This window comes from Proteus sp. FZP2095 (assembly GCF_023701425.1).
Taxonomy (GTDB): Bacteria; Pseudomonadota; Gammaproteobacteria; order Enterobacterales; family Enterobacteriaceae; genus Proteus; species Proteus cibarius.
The window spans coordinates 1201196-1220836 of sequence record NZ_JAMQBJ010000001.1; the positions used below are offsets into that span (position 1 = coordinate 1201196).

Below are 19641 nucleotides of genomic sequence, written 5' to 3' on the forward strand. Positions count from 1 at the left end.
ATTAGAAACCACCAGCATCAATACGCGGAATGACAGAGAGCACCGCTAAAGGTAATGGATCAACCTGTCTAATAAAGACACGTCCGTTTTTGCTCCAATCTGCATCTAAATTAATTTCAACAATACCTGTGGCATCATCAACAGGATTGTCGTAAAACTCGAATTGACGTTGAGGATACTCATATAACCGTTCTTTTTCAGTACCAGCCCAAATACCCCGACTACTATTTACGATTAAGCTGGCAACCTTAATAAGCTTCTTCTTATCAAGTAACGTTTCTTGCCCATTGATATGGATATCAAGCGTTTCTAATTCGCTGGTAATAGGTAATCCGATATGCACTACGGATGATGGCGTATCAATCTCTACTGCACCATTGGTGACAATAGCCTGCGGTGAAACATTAGCATCAGAAAGAATATTAACCGTCTTACCTTCAAGATGATTTAAGCCAGCAAAGCGATAGCGGGCAATGCTCCATTCAGTAGTGGGTGTATTTTGTAATGCTGGTGGAATATTGCGATTAGCAGAAATAACAACTTGATTTGCAGATACATATTGAACAATCTTACAGCGAAGCTCTTTATGTTCATTATCTTCAAAATAAGGAATATTGACGGCACTACCAATATCAGAAGCAATAAAGACCGGATTGCCTGAAATCACTAATTGATAGTTTTCTTGATAGTTCCACTCACCTGATCCACCCGTGATGGTTGCTGTTTTTACATCATCTGTGTTTCTACCGTCATAACTTAAGCCTGAATCGACAAAGAAAGCATCTTCTGTACTAGTAAATAAGCGGCTAGCCAAGCGCTCTACATATCGAACCTGTTTGCCGTTTACTGTACGTTGGACAATAAAATAAGCTGAGTCTTCATTGCCTTCACTGATCGAACACGTTGACTCAAATTTCCCTTCTGTCGATTGTGGCGCCCATGCAAAAACTTGTTGTTCTCTTAAATAGGTTAAAGCCAGCATTAACCCATCGTCACGTATGCACCATGCAATAGAATACGGAACCGTAGTAAATGACCAATCAACAATACGGTGACGTTGAAATAGGTGATTTGCCAACATAGTTAAGTCAGTGCCTTGATACCCATCCACATCAAAGGAATACGATAAATCACGCACAGCACTGCCTTTTTCTTGTACGTAAAGCGCAATGTTCGCAACAGAGATTGGCGGTAAATCACTTGAACCGTTAGCACCTTGTGATGACATTGAAAAACTGGAAGGTGTAAGTACTTTGTTCTGATCGCCTGTGATTTGATATTCACCACCTGAGGTTAATGCCACCAGCGAACCGACATCAATCAAATGGCGAATTTCATTAACTTGACGACCTGCATACGTGTAGATAATGCGATCATCATCTTGAATAGGATTGTTGCGCCCAAAGTCTTTATAGTCACCGCTACGACTGGCCCATATCGTTTGTGGGTAAGCACGAGAGCCGGCAAAGAATAAACGTTGTTGATAATAAACAACGGTGCTTGGATAACCATCAACATCATTCCACACTGCACGCGCCCATTTATGGCTGGCGTTGTCTTCACCAACAGCATTGGATGGAATATAAGAGATCACCTTTCCTGTGGCTGTTTTTCCATCTTCACTAACGGTTTCAATTTTTACGATACCAAAACCACTATGCAGATATTCCCATTGGATCCCTGTATCACCACCCCAACCATCCCAGCTCATTCCTTCCGTGTGTGACGGTCTTAGTGTTCCTGTTTTACCGCCACTATTAGCACGATAGTAGTTACTGTCAGCACGGCGTTGATCATTAAGGTTGGTTGTTTTATCTGTCTCCCATACAGGAACCGCATCAATATCACGTTGTTCTAAATAGAACTGTTTACCTATTTGCTCGGTACCAAAAATATCATGCGTAGAGGTTAACGTAATTTGCCCCGTGCTTGCACTGGCATAAACTTTCATTGCCTTATCGGTATTGATATCTTCAAAGGGACCATTCTTAGTTTCAACGGAGACTAACTTCCAATCATCATGATCGTAACGCTGTAACTCCATTGGTGGATAATCAGTATGAACAATCGTCATAACATCGGCTGATTGCGTATACTTCAAATCAAACAAATCAGCTTCTTTATAAGGTGTCGCTAATTCAAACACTTCGCCTTTATGTTCACCATCAGCATAGAGAACCTGCCCACCCTCTTTAAACACACGAATATAACGATCACCAAACTCTAACGCATAGGTTTGTACGGTGCTGAATTGGAAAGGAATAAGGCGAGACTTCTTATTTTGATACTTTGTTTCAGCAATAAATCGTGTGCCTGGTCTATTCTCAACGCCACCATATTGACGAACAATAAAGTTATGGCACTTGCGCAGTGCAGTTGAATACTTTGCAAGATCAACACGCCCATATAGGCTTGGTGCAATTTCACCGCCTGAAAAACTAGGTTGAATAAGACTAAATGGCATTATGACAACCTCGCTTGTGTGAATTCATCCATATAATCAGTTGGCTCTGCTGACTCACTTAATGAATGTGCGGCCGCACTTTTAATAACACCTTGGTAAATTTGTAATGCCTCACCACCAATACCTGCATTTGATGCCAATGGACGAGCCAATTCAGCCGCTAAACGCCATGCAAGCGCATCTTTAAATAACGCATCAAACATATTGACATCAGTAATACGTGCCACATACTCAAGCCATGCACTAGGGTGGTCAGTAAAAATTAATCGACCTGTACCGTTTTCATCTGAACCAACATGAAAATGGATTGCCGTATCTGGTCTACGGTACTTTTGATGAGGTTCGACAATACCAATGGCTTTTAAGCAATCATTGGGATAGCGATAGGCATACGCCCAATTAGGTGGTGGATTATTTGTATTGGCTAATGCCACCTTTTTAGTCGCAAAGTTCCAAGGAAAATCGGCAAGCACACTATCACGGCATTGCGCATAATGAAGGTTGCATTGAACGGCTTCTTTGCTGGCTTCAGTCATGCTATTAATTGAACGACTATTACCAATGCGACTTAATGCAATATTGCAAATTTCAATTTCTGAGGCCATTACTCCCCCCCATCAAAAAGAACATCTGCCGTTGATTTTGTGTCGCCTGCACCTAGAGCCAGATCGGTTATTTGTAACTCTACATATACTGACTTTTTCCCTTCACGTTCATTAATGGATTTAGACAGTATTTTGGCAGCAGCAGACAACTCAATACTTTCACCAACATCAGGAATAGAAACACCTAATTTTTCTATTGTGTCGTTTTCAAGTGAAATACGTAGCCCATATGGATATTCTTCACGAGTTTCTTTTTCACCTTTGGCATTTTCATAAGTTTCTGTGCTGGTTTTTAGATTGATTAGTTTCATTGGATATCTCTCGGCTAAAGTAGAAAATAAAAAAGGGGCTTCCGCCCCCTTTATCATCGGGGGTTAAACCCCAAGTTCTTTCCGCTTTTCATCTATTGCGGTGCGCATTTTATCTGCGCCCATATTGTGATGAGGTGCTTTACCAAATAGCTGGGTATATTGCTCACGAAGCGCATCTAGGCTTGAGTCAATAGCCACACCTGAACCGCTAACAGCAATATTACTTACGCCTTCACCAGTATTATCACCAGCCCCATCAGCCACACTATGAGTATTAAGTCGAGCATCAGCGCCACCAATTAACGCTAAGTTATCGCCAGCTATACCGTCGTACTCAACCTCTTCACCGATTTCAAGTAGACGCCCAGCGATAAATGATTTTTTTAAAACCTTATATCGTGACATGTCACACCTTATTGAGTTACAGCATCGTAAATAGGATGAGCATCAACTGTTAGGTTAATGCCCGCAGTGAACTTACCCGCCGTTAATGGCCCTTCTGCAACAACATATTGCAGACGCAAATACTTCAGAACACCTTGAGGCACTTTCGCCACAATGCGTTTACCTGCATTTAAATCAGCAATTGGTATTGCCACAGATTCAAAGATAGATTTAGCATCAGAGAATTTATCGTCTGTCGCGGTTTCTAACTTAATTTGAACAGTCGCTTCACCTGCTGCTTTAGCCTGTTCAGTAACTTGTGCAAACAGCTCTAACGGCTCACCAATACCGATATCACGAAATGCACCATGCACTGGCGTTAAGTCGATAATTTGCTTACTTACAGCAGATGCAGTAACAGCCTGATCCAGTGAAAAAAGCGTTTCTTTATCTAAAATCATTTTGACTATCTCCAAATAAATGAAAGTTAGCGGAGCCGTTAAACGACACCGCAATAACTTATTTCACCTGATCTTCAGTCGTTAAGATGGCATCAACACGGCGAACAGGAATTTCATCGAATGAAACAACTTTCTTACCGGCAACTTCTGCCATAGAAATATTGACGTTTTTGCTGTTTTTAATTTGGCGACGCATCCAGCTACGAATTTGCTGGTTACAATAAAAAACAGGACGCCCCATAGAGAGGTTAGGGATCTTCTCAATTGCTTGAATAAACAAGTCAGGTAAATCGAGTGTGTCCGCTTTTTCTGGATCTTTACCAATTTTGGATAAATCAATATTGGCGATACGGACAACATAACGCCAGTCACGAACTGAGATACCATTTTTCCATTGGAAATGAGTACGAAAGCCTTGGTATTTACCCTTGTTCTCATCTTCTAAAGTTACTTCACCTAAATGGTTTTGTTCTAAACCTGCTTTAGAACCTTTAGGGAAAATACCATGAACCGTATTTTCACCCCATACCACTAACCACACAGAAGTTAAGTTACTGCCAGTACCACCAGCATCAATGATATTGACCGCATTCTTTGCGTTCATATCGTTAAAGCGTGCAGCTAAACCTGTAAAGCGCTGAGGATGAACCGTCGCATCACCATAAATAACCGTTTCAGCCATTTGCTGGTTCATTGACTCTAAGAATGCAATTGATTCAGACAATAGAAATTCATTCTTTTGCCCATTCAAATTAGCAAGGTCTTTATCAACTTCAGAATAGGTTTCAAGCATGCCAATCGCATCAGTAACCTGAGCTGTGGTTGATTTGCTTGGTGGTACACCATAGTTAAGCAAGCGCCATGTTGCAGATGGTAAACCAGTACGAACAGTTGTACGGTGACCCGTTGGTAAGTTACCTTCAACGAAAACCATATCATCAAGGATTTCATTAGACTGATTCAGCAATTCGACAATCTTCGCTTGCTTGCTGTCAGGGCCTTGTCGTTTAGCCCAATCAACGAGAGTTAAAGCAGGCATGTTATTTCCTCTTTGTTATCCAAATAAAACATCAGCAGCACTTTTACTGCCGTTACTGTTGCCAGTGACAAGACCGTCCTCTGACATCGCTTTGCCAACACCGGCAAAGATACGAATAAGCTCAGGATGATTACCTAGTCCTGACTCTTCTAAATACTGTTTCAGTTCAGGTGAACCGAACTTATCCATTGCTTTTTGTGCCGCACCGATAGATTCAGCGGAACCAAGCTCTTTATCTGCTTTAACAGTTTCAGCCCATTGCTCTGTCTGTTTTTGCCAACCTTCAGCAAGTTGCTTATTAATCGCTGGCATGATTTTAGAGCCATAAACATCAACCAGTTTTTGCGCTTGTTCGTTGTTTAAATTCAGCTCACGGGCAATCGGCTCAAAGACTTCTAATGCACCTTTATCAAGCTCTTGCCCTTCTTCTGGTGCTTTAAATTCATACTTTTCAGGCGCACCTACATCTGATTTATTGGCATCATTTTTCTTATCAGCCGGCTTGCCCTGCTCTTCACCATTCTCTTTTTCAGTGCTTTTATTAGGATCAGCACTGTTTGCTGGTGGCTCATTTTTATCTGTTGCTGATGTTTCTTGAGTAGGTTCCGTTGCTGTACCGCCACCACCTTCACCTCCCTCGCTGTGTTGCTCGTTATACAAACGACGCATAATTAATTTCTGCCATAAGTTCATGACTGCTTCTCCCATTCTTTAAATCTTGGTTAAACGCTTGGTGTAGTTGCTTCATTTGCCATTTGCGCATAAAGCTCAGGGCAAACTTGGTGTAATTGATTGAAAACTTTTAACCCATAGTTACGCTCGCCCTCTCTAAATGCCATTGCATAGGGATCATTAGAAAAAGAGCTACGAAATACGCCAGAGTCAGAAATTAAACGCCAAATAACAGCACGCCCAGCTTCTGTGGACATAACCTCTTTTAGCTGTTGTTCTTCTTTCTCTTGCTTATTTTTTTGTTGAATATCGTATTCAGTGCGAGCAATCTTCTCGTCTTCATACGCATCGAATGGATGTGTCATTGAGCACCTCCACCAGCCATAGCGGACAAGGCACTATCGTTATCAAGATTGGTATCACTGAGCGTTTTAGCACCATCAATAGCGGACTGCGCCATTTGCATCTGTGCCATTTGTTGTTGCTGTGCTTGTCGTTGTTGACGTATGGCTTGCACTTGCTCATTGGTTGCAACGATAGTTGGAGAAACACCAATAGCAGACGCATAATTATCAATAGCATCATCAGCGTTAAGCTTATCGAGAGCTTCTGGCTTAACTCTTGCCAGATTGCCAACAAAGCCAGCAAAGCGTTCGATACTGCCAACGCCAATCGATTTTTGTGCCTGAGCCATTACAGAAATGTACTCAACCTTTAGGTCCATTCCCTGCATTTCATCAGGCGCAATGGGAAGTAAATTTTTGTTTACCAAGATTGAGAAAGTGCGATTAATCAGTTTGTCGAGTAACTCAGAATCAAGGCGCTGGAGAACAGGCCCTAATAGCAATAGCTTCTCTTCTCGCATCTCAACAACAGCTTCAATCGGCATAGAGCGCGTATTCACCATTTGCATCATGCGGAATAAATCGACAAAGTAAGCGGTATCAATCAGTTGACGGGTATCTTGAACATCTTCAAGTAGTGCTTTCAATGCTACTGGTTGAACATCAAAAATCGTTTGAATTTTATTAGTAGGATTTGCCTCATCAAGATAGTTAATGCCTCCGGGTATGGTATTTACCCGTTGGTTTTTTAATGAGGCTGGCACTTGTAAAGGTGGATTGGTCAGCTTATCAATCATCTGCGCTTTACGTTTTTGCATTAATTGAAGCGCTTTAGTACCACCTAACGCCAACATACCAGGGCAAGATGAACCGTAAACATCTTCACCATTCACTTCCCAACGTGGCGCCATGATAGGAAATTCATCATAGCCAGATTCACGTAACACTTTCTCGTTATCACCCGCCACTTCAAGATAAACGGATTTAAAAGGCTTATGCTTCGCCTCTAACTTTCCTGTTTGTCGTTCAAGGTTTGGGTATACAGCATGAACCACTTCAACCCATTGGCTGTACTGGCTTGAATTCCACATTGATTTAACAGTATCGCTGACACTATCAGTCCCGAACTCCATCACCAACTGGCGAACGGTCATCGTAAATTTGCGATAGCAAACATCAACACTTAGGCTTGGGCTATTCGCAATGTAATAACTGCCAAGGGGGAAATGAACAGTGCGAATAATACGCTGGCTGTCTTCAACAACGGCCATTGCAGCCGTGCCGAAAGTACCTAAATCACCATACATCAACGGTAATGACTGATAGAGGTTAGAACGATTGAACACTTCGTTCATGCGTTGTTCTGTGGTTTCTAGCCAAAGTTTTACAGGGCCATAATCCATTAAATCAGGATCAGGTGTTGCTAAACGAAACCAAGGACGAGCAGGACTTGTAATACCTGACATCATGCCACTGGAAAGCACCGATGAAGCCAAAGACGCCGTAGGGTCAATGATCTTACTATTACGGCGATCACCTCGATTAACATCAGATGCAGTAAAGCGCGTACTACGCGGACGAGTGAAATCTGACAATTCACGCCAATGCGGTTCAAATGAGCTACGCTCTGTTTCCAACTGATTAAGTTGTTGCAGTAGCTGTTGTTTCAATGGCGTTGACATAGTCACCCCTTATTGACCAAGTAAGGTTTTACCGCTGGTGGATGCTGAACTTGTCGCACCCTGCGCACCTGTTAGTAACGTAGACTTACGACCTGCGGCTGCACGGCGACGACGCATTTCATCATCACGACTACCCGTTACTGCCGCATCTTGTTCTTGAGGTGCTGCCTGAACTGGTGGAGGAGTAGTAATTTTTGGAGTTGAGCCTAATCCGCACATAATTCACCCATAGATTAAATTAACCAATATTGCATATTAAATTAATAATACATGTTATTTGACAATATTGAAAATTATAACTACCATTTTGGTTATGCAATGCCACTGCATTTTTTATCTGTATTGTTACCACGACAGCGTGCTTTACCTTAGGACTGTTTGCCCTCTACTCCAGAGGGCTTTTTTTATGCGAATGGATCGTAATCTGAATTGCTGACATTAACGCCAGAATGAGGTGAGGAATAATTTCTATCTATTTTGGTGACTGGATAGGCGAATGTCAGTACGAACGCATCACCTTTACCTGGTGAACGACCAAGACGTTTTTTAATTTCTGTTTTATCTTCTAGTACAATCTTGCTATCAATAACACGAACTTTGTATTCAGCACATGACAAATCATCTGCGGTTTCTTGATCATCAAGTGCACCGCCTATTTTTAACCATGTTTTAGCACTACTATACATTTCACCACGTTTGTTCAGCATTTGTGGATCTGTTGATGCACCACCAAACTTGACTAAACGCCACACGCGCCCCCAACTTGTTCCAATTGAGTGAATGCCGGTACCATATCCAAAGTCGATATGAACAGCATCAGCCTTGTATTGATCTTCAAAGTCAGCAATACGCTTTGCCATAACAACATCGTCAGTTGTTTTAAAGCCAGTCCACAAGCACTTACTGAATAAACCTTGGCGTAGATAAATCACCGCATCATCAATACCAGAATAGGCAGGGTCAACACCAATAATTACGGGCGCATGAGCAACTTCTGCCTGTGTAACAATACGCTTCATGGCTTCATCCGTTAAGCCTGTTGGAATAAACTGTAGTTCTGATGCTGACGGGAACACACCACGAACACGGACTTTAAAGAAGTCACTATCTTCGCCGTAGTCCTCTTCCCAGTTTTTAATCTGCTCTTTGTTGCTACCTTCAACGGTACGGCTATCAATCTGCTTGGTGTTCCAACGATGTTTAAACTTACGAAAGCACTCACGAAAACGCCCTGTGTTACGGGTTGGGTTACCAAATGCAATCCAAATGATTTCAGTACCTTCATCCGTTAACGCCCCTTCTGCCACTTCCCATACCAGATCGGCAATATTAGACGCTTCATCAAACACGAGGATAATACGCTTGCCTTTGTTGTGAAGCCCTGCAAATGCCTCTGTATTGTTCTCTGACCACGGTACCGCATCAGCACGCCAAGCATTAGCATGATTAGGATCGTTTGAGTAGATAGCTGTCTTAGTGCAAGTAAACCAATTATTAGTTAGTGATAGGCGTTGCCACTTCGCTATTTCTGGCCACGTTTTAGTACGTAGCTGATTTTCGGTGTTAGCCGTGACGACTACCTTACAATCTTCGCAGGTATCCATACCCCACTTGATGATCATTGAAATAAATGCAGATTTTCCGATACCATGACCAGAAGCACGAGCAAGTAATAATGGCTGGTGGCGTGTCTTTGGATTGCGTAGATGTTCACCGATTTCATTTAATGCTTCGGCTTGCCACTGACGAGGGCCATTGTATTCTTCAAGCTCTCCACCAGCTTCACCCCACGGAAATGCGTAATACGCATAGCCTAATGGATCATGCGTAAATGATGCGATATCTTCTATGAGTTGTTCTTCTGGTGACTTCTGCAAAGCTTCTGACATTACTCAACACTCCCTTGCTGAGCACGTTTACGAGCAGATGCCAACTTATCAGCCAATGATACGTTTACATCGACTTGTACTCTGTCTCTAAAGGCATTGATATCAACGTGCTTACCAATCAACTCAAGCACCTTGATTTTATCCAGCAACTTCACTTTTTTAATGCGTGTATCACCGTTAATATCGATGATATCGAATGCAGCAACACTTTTACGCCAGATAGGTGACCATTCAGATATTGGTTTAATATCACCTTTCTCATTAAGAATATCAGCAATATCCGCATCAAGCATATCGACCAAACGCCTGAGTACATTGTCAGCACTCATCTTGGTGCGCTTATTGCGCTGTTGCATCAGTTGTGCGATACGCTCTTGAATACGGGGATCAGCCATTAGCTGTGATGCGCGTTTGCAAGCACTGCCAGATGCATATCCAGCAGAGATTGCAGCATCAGTTTGATTATCGGGGGATTTGATATACTCCTGACAGAAACGTTCCATCTTGTCGTTGATAGGCGTTGGCTGTCGTGCAGGTTTCTTTCTTGGTCTTTTGATAGTCATAATCATCACCTCTTTGGTTATTATGGCTACCGCAAACAAAACAATCAATTCAAATAAGGTTTTCCATGTATCATTAAAAATAATTATACAAATAGAACTAACAATTAGTATATGGCATGATTGGTGGATCTATTAATCATTACAATAATATTCCATGGAACTAACAGAAAAACAATCATTGTCGATTAGATATATACAAGCTATAGGTATAATCTTTGTTGTCATAGGACACTATCCTATAAAGCTATTTAGCCTATTTTCACCTTACGCATTCCACATGCCTCTTTTTTTCTTACTTGGTGGATTATTATATAAAAATAGAAATTACTCATCATTAGTTTTTAGAAATATAAAAAAACATGGTGGGTACATAGTAGTTACATATATAATAATATCAGTATTAGTTATTATAATGAATAAACTATACGGCATTTCCGTTAGTAAAATTTATTTAGAAAGTGGTATTTTTGATACTGTGATATTTACTATAGAAAAAAACTTCCATAATAATACATTCTTTTTAGTTGCTTGGTTTCTTTTTTCTTATATGATTATATCAATAATAGCACCAGTTTTATTCTTAATTAAAAATAAATTACTATTACTTTTAATTTCATTGACAATAGGATTTATTGCCATTCAGTATTTATCACCAGAATATCACTCAAATAAAATTCAATCATTAAATTTAACGATACAAGTTTGTGTTGGATTGATGTACTACACTATTGGTTATGTTTTCAAAAATAAACTAATTTCCTCAAAATCATTAATAGGAATTATTGTATCTTTCCTTATATTAATAGCAATAAGTAACAATGGGGAAATAAAAGGAATGGGTATTGCTTGGAGTGGGTACTCCATGGGATTTTTGATACATCTAGTCGTTTCTATTCTTTGCATTTACATTATATTTAATATATCAAATATAATGTCAGAATTTTTTGATAAGATCAATTTAATCTTTTTAATAGGAAAGTATAGCCGTTCAATCATGAGCTATCACTTATTTTCTTTCCTAATTGCAGATGTTATTTTTTATTACCTAGGTATGTATGAAATAAAAAATGCAGGGGCATTAAGCCACTACTCAAATAATAAATATTTCCTTTTATATGCTTCATTTGGTATATTTTTACCTTTATGCTTTGGTATTTTAATAAATAAACTTGTTGTTATAAAAAATAAATTTATCAATAGAAATTAAATTATAAAATTAAAGGCATCAGATGATTATTTTGTCATCTGATGCCTTTATTATACTAACATCATTTCACGCCAGCCCTTTGTTACCCAACATTTAGCATCACCTGATAAACAGCATTGCTGAACGGGTAACTGCTCACCACAACGCTCACATTTACGCTTAGATAGCTCCTCAGCTTGTCGCTTATACTCTGCATCATCTTTACGAATAAGCATCTGCAAGTATTCAACAACATCATACGGCTCACGACCAGGCATACGCAGAACACAATTACGCTGTAACATCTCCAGCTCTTGAATATCCACCAGCAATTCAATCTTCGTTACGCCAAGTTCCTTTTGGCGCTTACGTTGTAGTGCCTTGCGTTCAGCAGGTGATTTAGCCATTTGCTAGCTCCTCGGGTATCTCAACTTCGTTACCTATCTCAAGCATAACAACCGCTCGGCAAATAGCTTCTTGAGCAGTATTAGCAGTGGCGTAATCACCCATTAAATGTGGCGGTGATGCATAGCAATAATTAACCCCATCAACTTCCTCAAACATTAAATCAATCCAGTAGTTATTTATAAACTCACCACACTTTAACCAGTCGCTAGATGGGCTATATACACAGTTATTAGCATCAACAATAAACTCTTTATAAATACGAACATCAACGCCAACGGCTTTACCTACCGCCCAATCAAGTGCTAATCCTTTTAGTTTTGAAGTTTTAACTTTCATCATTTACCCTCTGGCATTGGCACGTATCCTACATGCATCTTCTGACATCTTCGAAAACCTCACCAATATGCTCAGCTCGATACCCTAGGTTGTAATAATGACGCCAATCATTAGTGATATAAGAAACTTGCCACTCATTACCGTAAAGAAACTTGCAGTGCTCTTTGATTTTTTCGTCAAATTCTTCCCATTCACTTTGATGTTCATCCATCTTAAAAATCCTCTTTCGTGACATGTCACAGTTATTTGAGTTATTGAATAAGCCTAATAGCATCAATTTCTTGGCTCATAATTTCTTCCCAAACTCATTCAACGATTAATTAACTCAGTCACGAACTTAACGCATGGTAATAAGTTCATGATTTTCTGTATTTTCAGGTAACGTTACCCCTATTTTTCCCTGTTCTCCCCAAAGCTTTGACGCGCTGATATTCCACACTCGGCAATCTTCATCAAAGATGGCGTCCATAACGGCTTTAATCAGGTTATCAACATCAGGACGTTGCTGGTGGGGTTTACCATTCATCTCAATGCGTTTTTTCTTGCTCCATGATTTAGGCATAGGGATAACAAACGTTAGGTGAGCACCGCTTTCAGGTAGCGTAAAACGGCTAGCTCTCATCTCATCACAAAAAGCGTGGTACTTAACGACAACCGGTCTTTTCTTCCATACGTCACGCTGTGTCATACGAGGTTTTGATACGGGATTGATATAATAAATTTGCTGTTTCATGCACGTACCGCCACCAGCATTGCGTTCATACGGTTATGAATATCAGCAATCTTTCCATGCTGTAATGGCGGTATGCTCTTTCTGACGTAGGTTAGTGAACCTTTCTGACAGATAACATGCTTATCCGTAGGTTTTGCTGGTTTCTTGGTCATTAGAGAGGCTTCTTTTTTGATATCTAAATCACGTAGACGCTCCATGTAATCAGGCGCTAGAGTGTATACATAACCAATGCCGACTACCGCTCTGCGCTCAACAACGGCGCATTCAATCAACTTGATCAACGCATAATTGGTCGTTGAGCGATTTTTCTTACCATCAAGCTCTGAGGCAATCTCGGTTATTTCGTTAACTGATAACGGTTTTTTCTTGTCATGTAATATTTCAACAACAAAATCCTGCATAAATTTCATATACGATAACCCTTAAGAGATTAATCACTATGGTTAATATATCCAATTTGGTTATGTTTTCAAGTATAAAAAAACAGAGTTTTTAATTAAACTCATACCCACTTAAAACGCTCTCAAATCGCCTATACGCTGTTTTCACAACTCAGTCACCCAATCGCATACCTACAACAAATAAAACTCACTAGTGTTTATTACGCTAATGATTTTAATATCCAATAAACCTTATGCCGATTTATGTTTACGTTTATCAGCATTTTCTAATAAATCCATCCATGCAGGTCTCGGTCTGGTTTTATCTTCAAGTCTTAACGTGGGTTTAGGTATTACCTCTCCTCGTTGTACTCGCTCAGACCACATACGGATCATTTTATTTAAACTCTTCTCAACCTCCGCTTCTGTCAGCCTAAGGTCATATACCTTTTGCCTAAGGTCAGTGAAGATCCAATACTGCACCGGATGCCTAAAGGGGTACATCTCAGCACTATAGTAATTACATCGTCTGGCTAGGTATTTATTGAAATCTCTCAGCATTTCATCAAATGGAATTCCAAAAGCATTCGCATCTACCAACTTGTCAGAAAGCATTGAAATAACATCAGATAACTCTGGTGGCCACGGATTACCATTGCTACAACGCTCAATGCAGAATTTAAATATCAAATCGAATTGATCGCTATTCAATCCGCTGAGTGCTCGTTTCCACATCAATGATGGTTCCGTCCCGTTCTTCTTGCTCCACTTGTCCCCATACAGCTCGATCATTTTCCACCAAAGCGGTAACAGCATCGGGTCCGTATTTATCGTTGACGTGCTGTAAGAATTCTTGCATTGGTTTTGATTTTCCAGCGAATTGGTTACTGGTTTTATTGCTCTGACTTGTCCCACTTCTCACCTCGTTATTTTTTGAGCGTTGAAATTTAATACTTTTTGCTAATGCCATTTCCCATTGTTCATGTGTTTTAGCTTTTCCCTCTGAACTCCAGTACGTAACGAATTCTGCTAACTCATGCGGTTTCATTGGCGTAATCAGTCTTACCCCCCAGTACGCTGCCTTTTTCGTAAAGTCCTCATCTGGCTCCCATCCATGAAACATGACAAATTTTTCAGCTACGCCAAATCCTCCCGATGGAACTCGGTTATTCAAAATAGCGTTATTCGCATTATGGTTTGGCTGATAATTTTCATCGTTCCCCTTAGAGAGAGGATCTTTATAAACTTCTTCCTCTTCCTCTTCCTCTGGTAACGGTTTTTGTAACGGTGATTGCGTTACTTTCTTTTTCTTTTTTTCTCGGTGCTCTGCCACCCTCCTATTAGTAAGTGCCCGTTTTTTCGATGATTCTCCGTTATGCCTATCAAAATTAGGTAAGACTAACTTACCATTATCATTTTTCATCCAACCCACGGTTATCAGTGCATCAGCAAAGCCGGAAATGAAAGTGATCCTATCTATTACGCTTTTTGTAACGCTTCCTGCGTTACCATCTAAGGTTTGTAAATCAGCCCAAGACCAAACTCTAATTAGCTTTCCTAACACAGCATCAGGGTCTATGTTTAATATCTCTGCTATTTGATAAATCTCTGGTTTATCTGGTGTTATAACTTCAACTTTAATCCAGCTACTAGCCATTTGACACCCCCTAGCAACGGGCGCTTTCAATCAATTGTTTTAATGCTGTTCTATACCCAATTGAGTTTTCATAATTACATGTAACGCAAACACCGTTACAAACGTAACGTTCAGCAACATGACCGTTCTTGCATTTTTTACCTGTGAAAAATTTCCCAAGCCCTTTTGACGCAGCTTCTTTTCGACTAATAATCTCCATTTCAACCTCATTTAATTATGTGTATGTGCAAATACTATCCATTATTTTAAAATAGATCAACCTAAAAAGATTTATTGGTTATTAATAAAAAATTAAGGACCACCGAAGTGATCCTTATCTATAAACATCCTTTGAATTATTATCGAATAAAGAAATTGATTAATTGCCCTCTGGTTGTATCTGCACCGAACTCAACACAAACATCATATAACTTATTGAGTTTACTTAATGAAGGCTTGCGTTTTGCATAGCGTAGCTGATGTGATAGATACAGTTGGCTATACCCCGTTCTTTGAGAGAATGCTTCTCTTTGCTTAATCGTTAAGCCATTCCAAAATTTTTTAAAGTCGAAAACTTCCATAATTTCACCAATTTGATTAACCAATTAATAATAGTAACCGTTTAGGTACTTTACCAAAAGGGTTATTTGTTTGTTTAATACACCATAACTTAATCAAATTTGTATAAAGAATAGACACCAAAGGACTTGGAGAAATGAAAAGCATTGCTGAAATTAGAAAAGATAACCTGATTTATATTATTGAACGCTACTACAACGGCAAACAAAAATTACTTGCTGATGCGTTAGGCGTAGCGCCAAGTATGATCTCCCGTTACCTATCACCAAAAGATTTAAAAAGTCATCGTGAACTCACCGATCCAATGTCACGTAAAATTGAATATGTGACTAGAATTAGCAAATATTGGATGGATGTAGACCATTTAAAAGAAGGTCATGCAGAGTCAGAAAAAGAAGAATATATTCCGACTGAAATTGGCAAGATACTCTCAGATAACATCACAACATTTATGTTAAACGATGGAATAAAATCAAGAGTTAAGCTCTCTGTTGATTCAGGTCTTGCACAATCAACGGTTAACCGCATTATTAATTGTGAAGCCAGCGCCACCGCTGAAAGCATTGATGCTATTGCAAAAGCAATGGGTCGCCAAGCCTATGAACTACTGATCCCTAAAAATGATAAAGGCACTATTAACTATGATAGAAGAGCCTATTCAAAACTTCCCACCAGCGAACAAGCTGCTATTGAAAACTTCATTGAATTTATCATTAATAAAAACCAGCCTATCTCCCACGACTAACCCTTTCCATTAAAAAGAAGTCATATACTGGCTTCTTTTTACTCTTAATAAATCATTAAATTTCATAGTGATAAAAATAAACATAACCACATTGGTTATTTATTTGTTTTTCATGGTTGACAATGGTTAATTTATGGTTATGATTAAAAGCATAAGTTAACCAATACGGTTAATTTGCTCTTTAACAATATGGATAAAAGAGACTGATTTTTTAATGCGCTCAGACATAACCAATTTGGTGATTAGTCATGATCTTTTATATCAAAGACGGTAAGCATGTATTTACCTTATCTGGCTTAAATGAGTCACAGTCATTTGACAATTTTAAAGCCGGTATTGAGTGGGCTTATGTAAGAAAGCTCGCATTACAAACAGAACAATTAGTAGGTAAACAAAATGTCAGACACTAAGCACTTAAATGTGTTGATTGCAAAAGCTCTTTTACTTAACCAAGATATTACTGATAGCGAACAAGTAGATGCGCTAACAGCTCATATCAATGGTGATATTGAAAAAGAAGAGTTTAAGCAATATGACCACTTTATTAATATCACGCTACTTGCACTTTCATTGGTTCCTAATATCAGCAGTGAATTAAGCGAAGAACAAATCATTAACGCTATTATGTCATTTATTGATAACCCTGATATGCGTAGCGTTCGTCATAGAGTTAATCACTTTAACTCATTAATAAACCCAAAAACCGCCTCAATTGAGGTAGAAAAAAAAGAAGTACCTCAGGAAGAGGCGATTTTTCACGCCAGCAAAGATAACCAAAACGGTCAACACAAGGAGACGGAAGATATTCCACAGGAAGAAAATGACCAACCTGCTTATTTTGAACCTGGTCGTTATCCCGATATTCCTAACGAGGTGTATCACAGTTCAAACGGTATCAGTAGTTCGATGTTAAAAGATGCCCGTATTAGTTTGATGTATTACGAGTTACGCCATGTAACAAAAGTTATTGAGCGTGAAAATAAGCGTTGTTTCGACTTAGGTAGCGCATTCCACACGTTAACAATGGAACCTGAAAAGTTTGATGCTGAATTCAGTGTTAAGCCAATTATTCCAAAAGGTGCCTTTACAACAACGGAAACAATGAAGTCATGGATTGACGAATACAACAATAAGTTGCCTAAAAAGCTCTCACAAGATGAGTTAAAAGCAATTATTGAAGAACATAATGCCACTCTGACACCGCAACTTTCCACCAGCGGAAAAGCCGAAGAGCTAGGTCAGATATACATGCAGTTGCCCGATGAATTTAAAACCATCCCTGAAGATGGAAAATTCACAGGTGCCGCAATGAAAGCCTGTATCAAAGCCTATAACGATACTTTGCCAACACCATTGAAAACCTCAGGTAATACAGACGCATTACTTGAGCAGATAAGCGGCATCAATCCTGAATTATATTTAGCAGAAACAAATAAACCTGAGCCACTTAGAAAACCCGTCAAAAAAGATGATCTCATGCAGGTCATTAAAGAAGTTAACCCTGATGCTGTATTTGAGGATGAAATCATTAGCCAATGGCTTAGTGACGATTCAAAAATTCACGTTCAAACCGTTGACTATGAAATGGCAAATAACATGCGTAACGCTGTTATGAACCACAAAGAAGCATCCAGTTTATTAAACCACCCTAACCGCGTATCAGAAGTGAGCTACTACGGCATTGATGAAGATACCGGCCTTGAAATTCGTGTTCGTCCTGATATCGAAATTCAAACAGAAAATAACCGATTAGGTTTTGACCTCAAATCAGTAGCACTTGGTCGATTTAAACAAGATGCCATTGAAGCCATGATCCGCAGAGAAATCATTAATCGCGATTATCACATCAGTGCAGCTATGTATTGTGATGTGGCAATGCTGGATCAGTTCTTCTGGATATTCGTTAACAAAGACGAGCATTACCACTGGGTTGCTATCGTTGAAGCCTCTCCTGAGTTACTTGAACTGGGTCGCGCTGAGTACAAAAAGACACTGCGTGATATCCGTGAAGCTATGGATACAGGATATTGGCCAGCGCCTATCACCACTACTCTCACTATCGGTATCACTGACTTTGAGCAGAGAAAATTAGAAGAACTGCAAAGCGAAGTCGCTTAATAAAACTGCGCTTGAACAATCAGGCGCACGTTTGGAGTAAATATTATGTCAGAAGTAGCAACTCTCGAAAGAAATCAATCAGTAATGAATAATACATCATTACTTTTTAATCCTGAATCATTAGACCGTATTGTCAAATTTGCTGAGCTAATGGCATCAGGTACAGCAACGGTGCCAAGGCATCTGCAAGGTAAACCATCTGATTGTCTTGCTATCACAATGCAGTCCGCACGTTGGGGAATGGATCCTTTCGTTGTCGGTCAAAAAACTCATGTCATCAATGGTGTGCTTGGTTATGAGGCCCAATTAGTAAATGCAGTTATTACCAGTTCAAATGCTGTTGTAGGTCGATTCCATTACAAATACGGTGGCGACTGGGAAAAGATTGTAGGCATGAAAGATAAACGTGATGAATCGGGTTTATTTATTGAAGTCGGTGCAATTTTAAGAGGTGAAGAAGAAATTACATGGGGTGAGCCTGTTTACCTTGCTGATGTACAGACGAGAAACTCACCACTTTGGAAAACAATGCCTAAGCAACAAATCGCGTATCTCGCTGTAAAATATTGGGCCCGTCTTTATTGTCCTGAAGTTATCCTTGGTGTGTATACGCCAGAAGAACTTGAAGATCGCCAGATTAAAGACATTACCCCACCGAAAGAACGTGTAAGCATTGATGAAATCACAACTCAACAACAGCCAATCAATGAAGAACCGATAAAAGAAGCTCAAGGCGAGTTTATACCTAAGTTCGATGCTGATGCATTTAGATTAGCTATTGATGATGTTCAAACTGTCGAAGAAGCTAAAAATATTCGCGCAGAAATTGAGAACTTAAAAAATGATATGGGGATCAACCTGTTTACTGAATTAAAAAATAAAGCAGTACAGGCATACCACCGTATTGATGCACGTAATGCCCTAGAAGCTTCTATTAACTCACTTCCTGAATCTGGCTCACCTGAAGCTACCGAAGCATTTGAAAAAGTAGACAAGCTACTTAAATCAAGCAAAAGAAAACTCGGTGATGAGTTATACGAGTCTTTCTCTATCACACTTAATGATATGCGCCCTGAATACCAGTGATCCTATTTAATGCGGAGCTG

Annotated in this window: 25 protein-coding genes; 5 read left to right on the forward strand and 20 right to left on the reverse strand. The window is 39.7% G+C overall.

The genetic code is table 11. The features are described from left to right. Position 1: 1 nt before the first annotated feature. The 12 genes from NBG71_RS05695 to NBG71_RS05750 all read right to left on the reverse strand — a co-directional run bounded on the left by NBG71_RS05695 (position 2) and on the right by NBG71_RS05750 (position 10420). Positions 2-2464: a phage tail protein gene (locus tag NBG71_RS05695; RefSeq protein ID WP_250916618.1), complete on the reverse strand. Its 2463-nt coding sequence runs from the start codon at positions 2462-2464 to the stop codon at positions 2-4. Next, entirely contained in the window at positions 2464-3069 is a 606-nt protein-coding gene (locus NBG71_RS05700) for a phage connector family protein (protein ID WP_004243342.1), read from the reverse strand. The genes NBG71_RS05695 and NBG71_RS05700 overlap by 1 nt, the downstream gene beginning before the upstream one ends. Next, complete coding sequence (gene gp10 / locus NBG71_RS05705; RefSeq protein ID WP_250916619.1) at positions 3069-3380, reverse strand: capsid staple protein; 312 nt, start codon at positions 3378-3380, stop codon at positions 3069-3071. The genes NBG71_RS05700 and gp10 overlap by 1 nt, the downstream gene beginning before the upstream one ends. Before the next feature lie 63 nt (positions 3381-3443). Continuing rightward, positions 3444-3785 (reverse strand): hypothetical protein, encoded by a 342-nt coding sequence (locus NBG71_RS05710; protein ID WP_036936189.1) that lies wholly within the window; start codon positions 3783-3785, stop codon positions 3444-3446. 8 nt (positions 3786-3793) lie between these two features. After that, positions 3794-4225 (reverse strand): Bbp16 family capsid cement protein, encoded by a 432-nt coding sequence (locus NBG71_RS05715; protein ID WP_060555916.1) that lies wholly within the window; start codon positions 4223-4225, stop codon positions 3794-3796. A gap of 58 nt (positions 4226-4283) precedes the next feature. After that, positions 4284-5264 carry a major capsid protein gene (locus NBG71_RS05720; protein ID WP_060555917.1) on the reverse strand — a complete coding sequence of 327 codons (981 nt, stop codon included), beginning with the start codon at positions 5262-5264 and terminating at the stop codon, positions 4284-4286. 15 nt (positions 5265-5279) lie between these two features. Beyond that, complete coding sequence (locus tag NBG71_RS05725; protein ID WP_250916620.1) at positions 5280-5957, reverse strand: peptidase; 678 nt, start codon at positions 5955-5957, stop codon at positions 5280-5282. 29 nt (positions 5958-5986) lie between these two features. Next, entirely contained in the window at positions 5987-6301 is a 315-nt protein-coding gene (locus NBG71_RS05730) for a Bbp19 family protein (protein ID WP_250916621.1), read from the reverse strand. Then, a complete protein-coding gene (locus NBG71_RS05735) occupies positions 6298-7962 on the reverse strand; it encodes a portal protein (protein WP_250916622.1) in 1665 nt (554 codons plus the stop codon). Before NBG71_RS05735 ends, NBG71_RS05730 begins: the two co-directional genes overlap by 4 nt. Before the next feature lie 9 nt (positions 7963-7971). Next, positions 7972-8181, reverse strand: coding sequence for a hypothetical protein (locus tag NBG71_RS05740; protein WP_020945812.1), 210 nt, complete (start codon positions 8179-8181; stop codon positions 7972-7974). Between the two features lie 185 nt (positions 8182-8366). Then, complete coding sequence (locus NBG71_RS05745; protein WP_250916623.1) at positions 8367-9851, reverse strand: terminase; 1485 nt, start codon at positions 9849-9851, stop codon at positions 8367-8369. Continuing rightward, positions 9851-10420 carry a terminase small subunit gene (locus tag NBG71_RS05750; protein WP_502925706.1) on the reverse strand — a complete coding sequence of 190 codons (570 nt, stop codon included), beginning with the start codon at positions 10418-10420 and terminating at the stop codon, positions 9851-9853. The genes NBG71_RS05745 and NBG71_RS05750 overlap by 1 nt, the downstream gene beginning before the upstream one ends. 148 nt (positions 10421-10568) lie before the next feature. On the opposite strand from NBG71_RS05750, the gene NBG71_RS05755 reads away from it, so the two are divergent. Then, positions 10569-11621, forward strand: coding sequence for an acyltransferase family protein (locus NBG71_RS05755; RefSeq protein ID WP_250916625.1), 1053 nt, complete (start codon positions 10569-10571; stop codon positions 11619-11621). 50 nt (positions 11622-11671) lie between these two features. On the opposite strand, the gene NBG71_RS05760 is transcribed toward NBG71_RS05755, so the two are convergent. The 8 genes from NBG71_RS05760 to NBG71_RS05795 all read right to left on the reverse strand — a co-directional run bounded on the left by NBG71_RS05760 (position 11672) and on the right by NBG71_RS05795 (position 15674). Next, a complete protein-coding gene (locus NBG71_RS05760) occupies positions 11672-12007 on the reverse strand; it encodes a hypothetical protein (protein ID WP_250916626.1) in 336 nt (111 codons plus the stop codon). Further along, complete coding sequence (locus NBG71_RS05765; RefSeq protein ID WP_250916627.1) at positions 12000-12344, reverse strand: phage protein NinX family protein; 345 nt, start codon at positions 12342-12344, stop codon at positions 12000-12002. Before NBG71_RS05765 ends, NBG71_RS05760 begins: the two co-directional genes overlap by 8 nt. A 28-nt stretch (positions 12345-12372) precedes the next feature. Continuing rightward, positions 12373-12555, reverse strand: coding sequence for a hypothetical protein (locus NBG71_RS05770; protein WP_072068377.1), 183 nt, complete (start codon positions 12553-12555; stop codon positions 12373-12375). A 126-nt stretch (positions 12556-12681) separates the two neighbouring features. Further along, on the reverse strand, positions 12682-13077 hold the full coding sequence (locus NBG71_RS05775; protein ID WP_250916628.1) for a RusA family crossover junction endodeoxyribonuclease: 396 nt from the start codon (positions 13075-13077) through the stop codon (positions 12682-12684). Further along, the gene (locus NBG71_RS05780) at positions 13074-13487 is read right to left on the reverse strand and encodes a hypothetical protein (protein WP_192176670.1); all 414 of its coding nucleotides are present in this window, start codon (positions 13485-13487) and stop codon (positions 13074-13076) included. The genes NBG71_RS05775 and NBG71_RS05780 overlap by 4 nt, the downstream gene beginning before the upstream one ends. Before the next feature lie 222 nt (positions 13488-13709). Next, positions 13710-14192: a replication protein P gene (locus NBG71_RS05785; RefSeq protein WP_250916629.1), complete on the reverse strand. Its 483-nt coding sequence runs from the start codon at positions 14190-14192 to the stop codon at positions 13710-13712. Continuing rightward, positions 14161-15114, reverse strand: coding sequence for a DnaT-like ssDNA-binding domain-containing protein (locus NBG71_RS05790; protein WP_250916630.1), 954 nt, complete (start codon positions 15112-15114; stop codon positions 14161-14163). Before NBG71_RS05790 ends, NBG71_RS05785 begins: the two co-directional genes overlap by 32 nt. Positions 15115-15452: 338 nt before the next feature. Continuing rightward, positions 15453-15674, reverse strand: coding sequence for a hypothetical protein (locus tag NBG71_RS05795; RefSeq protein ID WP_228041276.1), 222 nt, complete (start codon positions 15672-15674; stop codon positions 15453-15455). 134 nt (positions 15675-15808) lie between these two features. On the opposite strand from NBG71_RS05795, the gene NBG71_RS05800 reads away from it, so the two are divergent. From NBG71_RS05800 to NBG71_RS05815, 4 genes are all read left to right on the forward strand, one after another. Further along, positions 15809-16417 (forward strand): DNA-binding protein, encoded by a 609-nt coding sequence (locus NBG71_RS05800; protein WP_072068383.1) that lies wholly within the window; start codon positions 15809-15811, stop codon positions 16415-16417. 248 nt (positions 16418-16665) lie between these two features. Then, positions 16666-16827, forward strand: coding sequence for a hypothetical protein (locus tag NBG71_RS05805; protein WP_004243375.1), 162 nt, complete (start codon positions 16666-16668; stop codon positions 16825-16827). Then, positions 16814-18535, forward strand: a complete 1722-nt coding sequence (locus tag NBG71_RS05810) for a PD-(D/E)XK nuclease-like domain-containing protein (RefSeq protein ID WP_250916631.1) — start codon at positions 16814-16816, stop codon at positions 18533-18535. Before NBG71_RS05805 ends, NBG71_RS05810 begins: the two co-directional genes overlap by 14 nt. A gap of 45 nt (positions 18536-18580) precedes the next feature. After that, positions 18581-19621 (forward strand): RecT family recombinase, encoded by a 1041-nt coding sequence (locus tag NBG71_RS05815; RefSeq protein WP_250916632.1) that lies wholly within the window; start codon positions 18581-18583, stop codon positions 19619-19621. The last annotated feature ends 20 nt before the right edge of the window (positions 19622-19641 follow it).

Excerpts from the sequence above, each read along its gene's own strand:
- NBG71_RS05695 (WP_250916618.1), bottom strand. The coding sequence starts at position 2,464 with ATGCCATTTAGTCTTATTCAACCTAGTTTTTCAGGCGGTGAAATTGCA.
- NBG71_RS05700 (WP_004243342.1), bottom strand. The coding sequence starts at position 3,069 with ATGGCCTCAGAAATTGAAATTTGCAATATTGCATTAAGTCGCATTGGT.
- gp10 (WP_250916619.1), bottom strand. The coding sequence starts at position 3,380 with ATGAAACTAATCAATCTAAAAACCAGCACAGAAACTTATGAAAATGCC.
- NBG71_RS05710 (WP_036936189.1), bottom strand. The coding sequence starts at position 3,785 with ATGTCACGATATAAGGTTTTAAAAAAATCATTTATCGCTGGGCGTCTA.
- NBG71_RS05715 (WP_060555916.1), bottom strand. The coding sequence starts at position 4,225 with ATGATTTTAGATAAAGAAACGCTTTTTTCACTGGATCAGGCTGTTACT.
- NBG71_RS05720 (WP_060555917.1), bottom strand. The coding sequence starts at position 5,264 with ATGCCTGCTTTAACTCTCGTTGATTGGGCTAAACGACAAGGCCCTGAC.
- NBG71_RS05725 (WP_250916620.1), bottom strand. The coding sequence starts at position 5,957 with ATGAACTTATGGCAGAAATTAATTATGCGTCGTTTGTATAACGAGCAA.
- NBG71_RS05730 (WP_250916621.1), bottom strand. The coding sequence starts at position 6,301 with ATGACACATCCATTCGATGCGTATGAAGACGAGAAGATTGCTCGCACT.
- NBG71_RS05735 (WP_250916622.1), bottom strand. The coding sequence starts at position 7,962 with ATGTCAACGCCATTGAAACAACAGCTACTGCAACAACTTAATCAGTTG.
- NBG71_RS05740 (WP_020945812.1), bottom strand. The coding sequence starts at position 8,181 with ATGTGCGGATTAGGCTCAACTCCAAAAATTACTACTCCTCCACCAGTT.
- NBG71_RS05745 (WP_250916623.1), bottom strand. The coding sequence starts at position 9,851 with ATGTCAGAAGCTTTGCAGAAGTCACCAGAAGAACAACTCATAGAAGAT.
- NBG71_RS05750 (WP_502925706.1), bottom strand. The coding sequence starts at position 10,420 with ATGATTATGACTATCAAAAGACCAAGAAAGAAACCTGCACGACAGCCA.
- NBG71_RS05755 (WP_250916625.1), top strand. The coding sequence starts at position 10,569 with ATGGAACTAACAGAAAAACAATCATTGTCGATTAGATATATACAAGCT.
- NBG71_RS05760 (WP_250916626.1), bottom strand. The coding sequence starts at position 12,007 with ATGGCTAAATCACCTGCTGAACGCAAGGCACTACAACGTAAGCGCCAA.
- NBG71_RS05765 (WP_250916627.1), bottom strand. The coding sequence starts at position 12,344 with ATGAAAGTTAAAACTTCAAAACTAAAAGGATTAGCACTTGATTGGGCG.
- NBG71_RS05770 (WP_072068377.1), bottom strand. The coding sequence starts at position 12,555 with ATGGATGAACATCAAAGTGAATGGGAAGAATTTGACGAAAAAATCAAA.
- NBG71_RS05775 (WP_250916628.1), bottom strand. The coding sequence starts at position 13,077 with ATGAAACAGCAAATTTATTATATCAATCCCGTATCAAAACCTCGTATG.
- NBG71_RS05780 (WP_192176670.1), bottom strand. The coding sequence starts at position 13,487 with ATGAAATTTATGCAGGATTTTGTTGTTGAAATATTACATGACAAGAAA.
- NBG71_RS05785 (WP_250916629.1), bottom strand. The coding sequence starts at position 14,192 with ATGTGGAAACGAGCACTCAGCGGATTGAATAGCGATCAATTCGATTTG.
- NBG71_RS05790 (WP_250916630.1), bottom strand. The coding sequence starts at position 15,114 with ATGGCTAGTAGCTGGATTAAAGTTGAAGTTATAACACCAGATAAACCA.
- NBG71_RS05795 (WP_228041276.1), bottom strand. The coding sequence starts at position 15,674 with ATGGAAGTTTTCGACTTTAAAAAATTTTGGAATGGCTTAACGATTAAG.
- NBG71_RS05800 (WP_072068383.1), top strand. The coding sequence starts at position 15,809 with ATGAAAAGCATTGCTGAAATTAGAAAAGATAACCTGATTTATATTATT.
- NBG71_RS05805 (WP_004243375.1), top strand. The coding sequence starts at position 16,666 with ATGATCTTTTATATCAAAGACGGTAAGCATGTATTTACCTTATCTGGC.
- NBG71_RS05810 (WP_250916631.1), top strand. The coding sequence starts at position 16,814 with ATGTCAGACACTAAGCACTTAAATGTGTTGATTGCAAAAGCTCTTTTA.
- NBG71_RS05815 (WP_250916632.1), top strand. The coding sequence starts at position 18,581 with ATGTCAGAAGTAGCAACTCTCGAAAGAAATCAATCAGTAATGAATAAT.